5 protein-coding genes and 1 pseudogene are annotated in these 7,916 nt (G+C 58.6%); 2 read left to right on the forward strand and 4 right to left on the reverse strand.

What is annotated here, in order from left to right:
* Positions 1–632: 632 nt before the first annotated feature.
* A pseudogene (locus tag F8N21_RS31200) lies at positions 633–932 on the forward strand (hypothetical protein); the annotation flags it as partial.
* Between the two features lie 241 nt (positions 933–1,173).
* A complete protein-coding gene (locus tag F8N21_RS29215; protein ID WP_150645436.1) occupies positions 1,174–2,010 on the forward strand; it encodes a 23S rRNA (adenine(2030)-N(6))-methyltransferase RlmJ in 837 nt (278 codons plus the stop codon).
* Positions 2,011–2,161: 151 nt separating this feature from the next.
* On the opposite strand, the gene msrA is transcribed toward F8N21_RS29215, so the two are convergent.
* The 4 genes from msrA to F8N21_RS29235 form a co-directional block, all read right to left on the reverse strand.
* A complete protein-coding gene (gene msrA, locus F8N21_RS29220) occupies positions 2,162–2,809 on the reverse strand; it encodes a peptide-methionine (S)-S-oxide reductase MsrA (protein ID WP_150645437.1) in 648 nt (215 codons plus the stop codon).
* 74 nt (positions 2,810–2,883) lie between these two features.
* Positions 2,884–5,007, reverse strand: coding sequence for a putative bifunctional diguanylate cyclase/phosphodiesterase (locus tag F8N21_RS29225; protein ID WP_150645438.1), 2,124 nt, complete (start codon positions 5,005–5,007; stop codon positions 2,884–2,886).
* A 226-nt stretch (positions 5,008–5,233) separates the two neighbouring features.
* Positions 5,234–6,451, reverse strand: a complete 1,218-nt coding sequence (locus F8N21_RS29230; RefSeq protein WP_224788313.1) for an alkaline phosphatase D family protein — start codon at positions 6,449–6,451, stop codon at positions 5,234–5,236.
* Between the two features lie 521 nt (positions 6,452–6,972).
* Positions 6,973–7,916 (reverse strand): 2-oxo acid dehydrogenase subunit E2 (locus F8N21_RS29235; protein ID WP_191624430.1); only part of this gene is annotated, 944 nt, incomplete at its 5' end.

The raw sequence follows: 7,916 nt of genomic DNA on the forward strand, positions 1-7,916 counted from the left end.
GTAGCAGCTGCCGAGCCTGCGAGGCTGCGTCCGGCCGCGAAGCGGTCGTAAAATCAGGCAACACGCTTTTTCAGGTAAACCGCGGGCACAGGATTTGCGACGACTGCGTCCTCGAACGCAGCCTCGCAGGCTCGGCAGCTGCTACGGATTCAGCCCTACGCCGTATTTCAAAGTTGTGTAGATACCTGTGCCCCTTGGGGAGAGGGTTAGGGTGAGGGGTGGTTCTTGAGCCTGGCAAACAATCTGAAGCGCGCCTCAAAAAAATGTCGCTTAACTGACTGGCATTGGGGCTTGCCCGTGAGTCAGACGACAAAGATTTGGGACGAACTCATCGGACATTTCCCGCAAGTTGTGGCGGCTTGTGTGAACTAGCGGGGGATTGGCTGCACCGATAATCTTTGTGAGTCGCTGCAAAATCAGTGACAGGGTGTGGAAGCCCTTATATCGTTAGGCGCACAAAGCGCCACCTGCATGGCGTTTTTTATCGTCTGTGTTTTATGGTGGCTGTGCGCGGGACACTCTTGAGTGTGCCGGGAACCTAACGTTCCGGTCTTCCACACCTGCGTACAGCCGCCACCTATTATGTGGAAGTAATTTCTGGCGGCTCCAACCATACGTTAGGAGCCAGACTCGTGAGAACCATCACCCCCGATCCACCCAGTTCAACCTCCACCAATCGCTACATGCCCCTCACCAGCAACGATTGCGATATCCCGACCCTGTTCGTCGACACCCAGGCGCCACTCGATGTGCTGCAAGACGCCGCTGATTACCGCATCCGCGCCGTCACTCAGCTGATGGAGAACCTGGCCATGCGCGAGGAGATTCATACCGATGCGGTGATCCTCCACGACTTTGCCCGGCTGTGTGCCATTCCACTGCGCGATGGGTGTGATCTGCTGAACGTGATCGGTCGACGGTGCAGGCGCAGATCTCGAAATAGGCACAAACCCTGTGGCGAGGGGGCTTGCCCCCGCTGGGGCGCGCAGCGGCCCCAAAAACCAGCCACCGCGGTGTTTCAGGTAAACCGCATCTACCGGTTTTACGACTGCTGCGCAGCCGAACGGGGGCAAGCCCCCTCGCCACAGGGGGGCGGTGTCCTTCCGCCCGGCTGTGAAGCCCTGACGTTCTGCGCCGTACAAGGTAAACTTCGCCTCCTGCGCAGGAGCAACCATGAACTATCGCCACGCCTTCCACGCCGGCAACCACGCCGACGTCTTCAAACACCTGACCTTGACCCGCCTCATCGCCTTGATGTCGCGCAAGGAGCAGCCGTTTGCCTATCTCGATACCCACGCCGGTATTGGCCTGTATGACCTCAAGGGTGATGAGGCCAGTCGCACCGGCGAGTATCTGGAGGGCATCGCCCGGTTGTGGGCTGAGCCGGATCTGCCGTTGCTGACGGCTGATTACATGCAGGTGCTACATGAGATGAACCCGGATGGCGAGTTGCGCTATTACCCGGGCTCGCCGGAGCTGGCGCGGCGGTTGACCCGTTCCCAGGATCGGGTGTTGCTCAACGAGAAGCACCCGGAAGACGGGCGGTTGCTCAAGGACAATATGAAGGGCGATCGTCGGGTTGCGGTGCACCTGGGTGAAGGCTGGCACGTGCCGCGGGCCTTGCTGCCGGTGGCGGAGAAACGGGCGTTGATGCTGATCGATCCGCCGTTCGAGCAACTGGATGAGATGCAGCGCTGCGCAGCGTCGTTGAAAGAGGCAATTGGCCGGATGCGCCAGACGGTAGCGGCGATCTGGTACCCGGTGAAGGATCAACGGATGTTGCGCCGGTTCTATCAGGACCTGGCCGGCACCGGTGCGCCAAAACTGTTGCGGGTGGAGTTGCTGGTGCATCCGCTGGATACGCCCAATAGCCTGAATGGTTCGGGGCTGGCGATTGCCAATCCGCCGTGGGGGCTGGAGGAAGAGTTGCGTGAGTTGCTGCCATGGCTGTCGAAGAAGCTTGGGCAAACGCAGGGCGGGTGGCAGATGGATTGGTTGATCTCTGAATAAACAGCAAGATCAAAAGATCGCAGCCTCGCTACGCTCGGCAGCTCCTACGGGCTCGGCAGCTCCTGCGAGGATCGGGTACAACCGGGAACAAACGGTTTACCTCGATCCCGTAGGAGCTGCCGCAGGCTGCGATCTTTTTGCGATCACCGGATCAAATCGGGCAAGTCACGCCTGTGCCGCCGATCCCGCAGTAACCCTCAGGGTTCTTTGCCAGGTACTGCTGGTGATAAACCTCGGCGTAGTAGAACGTCGGGGCTTCTTCGATTTCGGTGGTGATGGTGCCCAGGCCCGCTTTAGTCAGTTCAGCCTGGAACACTTTCTCGCTGGCCTTCGCTGCTTCCAGTTGGCTGGGGTTGGTGGCGTAGATCACCGAGCGATATTGAGTGCCGATGTCGTTGCCCTGGCGCATGCCCTGGGTCGGGTTGTGCAGTTCCCAGAACATCGCCAGCAGTTCCTGGTAGCTGACTTTTTCCGGTTCGTAGACCACGAGCACGACTTCGCTGTGACCGGTCAGGCCCGAGCAGACTTCTTCATAGGTTGGGTTCGGCGTGAAACCGCCAGCGTAGCCCACCGATGTGCTGAACACGCCTTCGCGCTGCCAGAAGCGCCGTTCCGCGCCCCAGAAGCAACCCAGACCGAAGATTGCGAAGTCCACACTGCCCGGGAATGGGCCGAGCAGCGGGTTGCCGTTGACGAAATGTTCGGCCGGCACGGTCATCGGGGTTTCGCGGCCAGGCGGAGCTTGTTCTTTGGTTGGAAGCACGTTTTTGTTCACCAGAATTTCCGAGCGCAAGACCATGATCAGTCCTCTCAGTCAGATTGAGTTAACAGTAAAGAGTCAGGCCGCCAGTGTGCCCGAGTGTTACAGCGCTGTCAGGCGTTTGGGCCGCGCGGGTAGCGTTTGAGCCTTTTGATCAACTCCGACCCCGGGATTGGCCGGTCGAACAGGTAGCCCTGGCCGACGTCGCAACGGTGGCGGCGCAGGAATGCCAGCTGCTCGGCGGTCTCGATGCCTTCGGCGACCACTTTCAGTTTGAGGTTGTGGGCCATGGCGATCACTGCGGAGGTGATTTCCATGTCGTCCTGGTTGTCCGGGATTTCATGGATGAAACTGCGATCGATCTTAATGATGTCGATCGGGAATTTCTTCAAGTAGCTAAGCGACGAGTAACCGGTGCCGAAGTCGTCCATGGCCAGGGTCAGGCCCAGGCGTTTCAACTGGTCGAGCTGCAAGTGAGTGTCTTCGGTGGCTTCCAGCAGCAGGCCTTCGGTCAGCTCCAGCTCCAGCAAGGAAGAGGGCAACTGTTCTTCCTTGAGAATGCCGGCGATGGACGCCACCAGATCCGGATCGGAAAACTGCTTGGGTGACAGGTTGATCGCCACTTGCAGATTGCCCAGGCCGGCAGCGGTCAGCTGCTTGCTCATGCGGCAGGCCTGGCGGGCGACCCATTTGCCAATGGGGATGATCAGCCCGGTCTCTTCGGCGACGCTGATGAACTGGTCCGGGCGAATCATGCCTTTTTCCGGATGGTTCCAGCGCAGCAAGGCTTCCATCCCCAGCAGGCGACCGCTGCGCAGGCAGAGTTTGGGCTGATAGAACACCTCCAGCTCGTTCTGGGTCAGGGCGCGCCGCAGGTTGTTTTCGACGAACAGCTTGTAGCTGGCCTCGGCGTTCAGCGCTTCGGTGAATACCTGAACCTGGTGTTTGCCGTTGGCCTTGGCTTTGTGTAGCGCAAGTCCGGCGTTGCGCATCAGGGTTTGCGGGTCGCGGCCATGCAGCGGCGCGCAGGCCAGGCCCACGGAGCCGCTGACGTTGATCAACTGGTTGTCGACGAACATCGGCTTGTCCAGTGTCATCAGCAACTGGTAGGCGACCTGATGACTGGCTTCAAGGTCAGTGTTGTCGAGCAGCACGGCGAATTCGTTACTGGCGAAACGCGCCAGGCTTCCGCTCGGGCTGAGGCTGTTGCGCAAGCGCCGGGCAAGGCTGATCAGCAGTTTGTCGCCGGTCTGGTGGCCGAGGCTGTCGTTGATCCGCTTGAAGTTGTCGATGTCCACCAGCAGCAGGCTGATCGGGGTGTCGCTGTCGCGGGCAAAGCATTCGTCGAGGTTGCGGATGAACGCCGGACGGTTGCCCAGGTTGGTCAGGTTGTCGGTGTAGGCCAGGCGCTCGATGCGTTGCTGGGCAAGCTTGGTCTGGGTGATGTCTTCGTAGATGCCGATGTAGTGGGTCAGTTCGCGATTGTCACCGTAGACCTTGGAAATCGACAGCTGACCCCAGTAGGGTTCCAGGTTTTTGCGCCGGCTCTTGAATTCACCCTGCCAGCTGTTGCTCTTGGCCAGGCTTGATGGCGCGTCGAACAGCAATTCGCTGAGGTTTTCCAGGGCCGGCAGTTCCGACAGCTTGTGGCCGTGGACTTCTTCGGTGGTGTATTGGGTGATCGCGGTAAAGCTCGGATTGACGTATTCCACCACGCCGTCGCAATTGACCAGCAGAAAAGCGTTGGCGCTTTGCTCGACGGCGCGCTGGAACAGGTGCAGCGCGCTGGTGGCGGTACGTCGGTTGTGATTGTTGGTCGGCAGTTGCGCAGTCTCGCTGAACAGGTTGTCCACCACTAGCAGGTAACCACGCAGCAGGTGCCGATTGTGTTGTTTGTAGGCTTCACCCAGTTCGAGCAGGCTCAAGGGCCCTTGGGCGGTATGCAGGGTGTAGCGGATCAGGTAGTGCGGACTCAGGGTCAACTGCAGCTGGATCGCGTCATGCAGATGATAGCGTGCTTCAGGCTCCATCAGGCTGGCATAGGGTGAACCTACCAGTGAGCAGAGCTCGACGGCGGCCATGCCGAACTGCCGTTGGCAATTGGGATCAAGAAACAATAGGGCCCAGCTAACCTCATTCAGCCGTTCGAAACGCAGCATGCCGAGCCGCGAGGGCACAGGCAACTGCGTCACTACCTCGGCCGCCATACGGCTCGCGGCATCGGGTTGGCTTTTCATGGGGAGACTCGCCTCGAAAATGCTGATCGCGCCGGGCTCGCGCCCTCTTAGCTGTTGTCTGCGGCAAAGATGCATCATGTAACACAGACTGACAAGAGAGGATGAAGGCTAAGTGCTATAGACGTTTGTCGGCCGGGCAGGAGTTTTCTGCAGTCAGCAGCGAAATTGATTTCCACGGGGCAGATGCAGGTGCTCATCTGCCCCGTGGGCGCGGGAGCGTTGGGCATCAGCGTAGTGCGATGCTCACTGATTGCAGGAGCGCGCCGAGTTTGTTGTGGTAATCGACACGGATGCGCTCGGTATCGATGAAGATACGCGCAAAATTGTCCTCGCAGACCACTCTGCTGGTGAGCTTCTGGTGATAACTGCCGCGGCCAAGGCTCGCGAGTGGCTGGTCGAGGATGAAACTATCGGCTTTGGCATACGGCAGCAGCTTGCTGTTGTACAGCGGCGAGGAAACGATGGTATGAACCATGAAGTCCGGGTCTTCACTGTGGGTCAGCTGGCTGGTCATTGACCCGTGCACATCGCCGGCGATAAAAATCACATTGTTGATCTTGTTGTCGCGGATGGTTTCCAGGATCCGGTCGCGCTGTGCCGGAAAAGACTTCCAGGCATCGCCGCCATCGTTCTTGAGGTCCGGGTAGAACATGACGCTGCTGACCACTAACTTGACCCTCGAATTGCTGGTGACAAGCCAGTCGAGCAATGCGTGTTCCTGTTCACTGTCGAGAATGCGCCGATCTGCGTTGGCAAGCGTGCGGCGGGTCCGGGTGTCCAGCACGAACCATTCAATGTCGCCATCAGCGAATTGATACCAGTAGTGAGGAATGTTGCGCTCCAGTCGCCCTGACGGCAAAAGCGCATGGGCCGGGCTGTGGCTGCACTGGTAGAGCTCATAGGCGCGAATGGCATTGCTGAACAGCAACTGGTCATTGCTGCTGGCCTTGGCCGGCCAGTTATCCTCGATTTCATGATCATCCAGAATCATGTACGTCGGCACATGGGCCATCAACTGGCGGATATGTGGCTGAGAGAACGCAGTCTGGTACTTGTGCAAAATGTCTTGGTATTCGCGGTCTGGCGCGACAATGTTCATATCGTCGACATAGACCTGATCGCCCAACATCAGTATCCCGTCAATCGGTGTTTCGGAGTGTTGGGCCAGGGTATTGATTGCTGCAAATATGCGGTCTCCCCATTCGGGTGCAATGGGAGTACCCAGGGTCATGCGCAAGTAACGGCACGACCCAAGGATATAGGAACGGGGTAGGGCCTTATTGTTGGACCGGGTTTTAAGTGTGTAAATATGTTCTGGCCAACGCAGTGCAAGTTCATTGACGCTATCCACAGCTTCACGCTTGTCAGTCGTGGTGAACCAGCCCGCCTGATATTCATATCGGGTTTCGGCTTGCAGTCCATTCAGTACAACAACACCTGACATATCGTGTTGCTTGTCCAGCAACACGAAAGTGCCTGGCGACCACGTCTGCTCTCCCGGCCTGCGATGGCGAATGCCGCCGAAAGTCAAAGAGGCTTCGCTGTAAAGGGCGCGCAGGAATATACGCGAATGATGAGCAGTAGTATGGCCAATGATCGGGCCAACGCTGGGTTTAATCTTTTTTCGAATCCTGTCGAAAAAAGCTGATAAATAAGTAGTTATTGCCGATGCAGTAAAGGGCCTGGATGTGTATAGGTAAGATTAACAACGCAAGCGGAATGCGTTGTTCATGCAGTGAGTTTTAGCGTGCGGTATTTGTGGATATATAAAGTGCGTAGTTTGCTAAAGAGCAGTAGGCGAGAAGTTGTCAGGTTCGTCAGAACTTTCGACTTTGATCGGGGAGAAGCCGGGGATTTATTTCAGGCAAAAAAAAGCCCCGCCAAACTGGCGGGGTTGAGGTACGAGCGTGGCGCTCGGAAAACGTGGAGCGCGCCGGCCCTCCGTGGCAGGAGGGCCGGTCGGTCTTACAGCAGGATGGTGCGGATGTCCGCCAGCAGATCGCTCAGACGCTTGGTGAAGCGTGCTGCAGCGGCGCCGTTGATCACTCGGTGATCGTAGGACAGCGACAGTGGCAGCATCAGTTTCGGCTGGAAGGCTTTGCCGTCCCAGACTGGCTGGATGGTTGCCTTGGAAACACCGAGGATCGCCACTTCCGGCGCGTTGACGATCGGCGTGAAGCCGGTGCCGCCAATGTGCCCGAGGCTGGAAATGGTGAAGCAGGCGCCTTGCATGTCGTCAGCGGTGAGCTTCTTGGTTCGGCCCTTTTCCGCCAGAACGGCGGCTTCGGCGGCCAGTTGCAGCAAGCTCTTCTTGTCGACGTCCTTGATGACCGGTACCAGCAGGCCATCTGGAGTGTCTACCGCGAAGCCGATGTTCACGTACTTCTTGCGGATGATCGCCTTGCCGCTTGGTGCCAGCGAACTGTTGAAGTCCGGCAGTTCCTTGAGCAGGTGCGCGCAGGATTTGAGCAGCAGCGGCAGGATGGTCAGCTTGACGCCAGCCTTCTCTGCAACGGCTTTCTGAGCGGTACGGAAGGCTTCCAGCTCGGTGATATCCGCCGAGTCGAATTGCGTTACGTGCGGAATGTTCAGCCAGCTGCGATGCAGGCTCGACGCGCCGATTTGCATCAGGCGAGTCATCGGCACTTCTTCAATTTCACCGAAGCGGCTGAAATCTACGACCGGAATCGGTGGGATGCCCGCGCCGCCGGTTGCGCCGCCAGCAGCAGCTGGTGCTTCCTTGGCCTTCTGCATCATGGCTTTGACGTAAGCCTGCACGTCTTCTTTCAGCAGACGGCCGTGCGGGCCGCTTGGGCTGACCGCGCTCAACTCGACGCCGAATTCACGGGCCAGTTGGCGCACCGCCGGGCCGGCGTGAACCTTGGCGCCTGGCTTGGCCGGGGCTGCTG

The organism is Pseudomonas fluorescens (assembly GCF_902497895.1).
Lineage (GTDB): Bacteria > Pseudomonadota > Gammaproteobacteria > Pseudomonadales > Pseudomonadaceae > Aquipseudomonas > Aquipseudomonas fluorescens_BP.

Coding starts and splice junctions, on each gene's coding strand:
- F8N21_RS29215 (WP_150645436.1), top strand. CDS start 1,174: ATGAACTATCGCCACGCCTTCCACGCCGGCAACCACGCCGACGTCTTC.
- msrA (WP_150645437.1), bottom strand. CDS start 2,809: ATGGTCTTGCGCTCGGAAATTCTGGTGAACAAAAACGTGCTTCCAACC.
- F8N21_RS29225 (WP_150645438.1), bottom strand. CDS start 5,007: ATGAAAAGCCAACCCGATGCCGCGAGCCGTATGGCGGCCGAGGTAGTG.
- F8N21_RS29230 (WP_224788313.1), bottom strand. CDS start 6,451: ATGTCAGGTGTTGTTGTACTGAATGGACTGCAAGCCGAAACCCGATAT.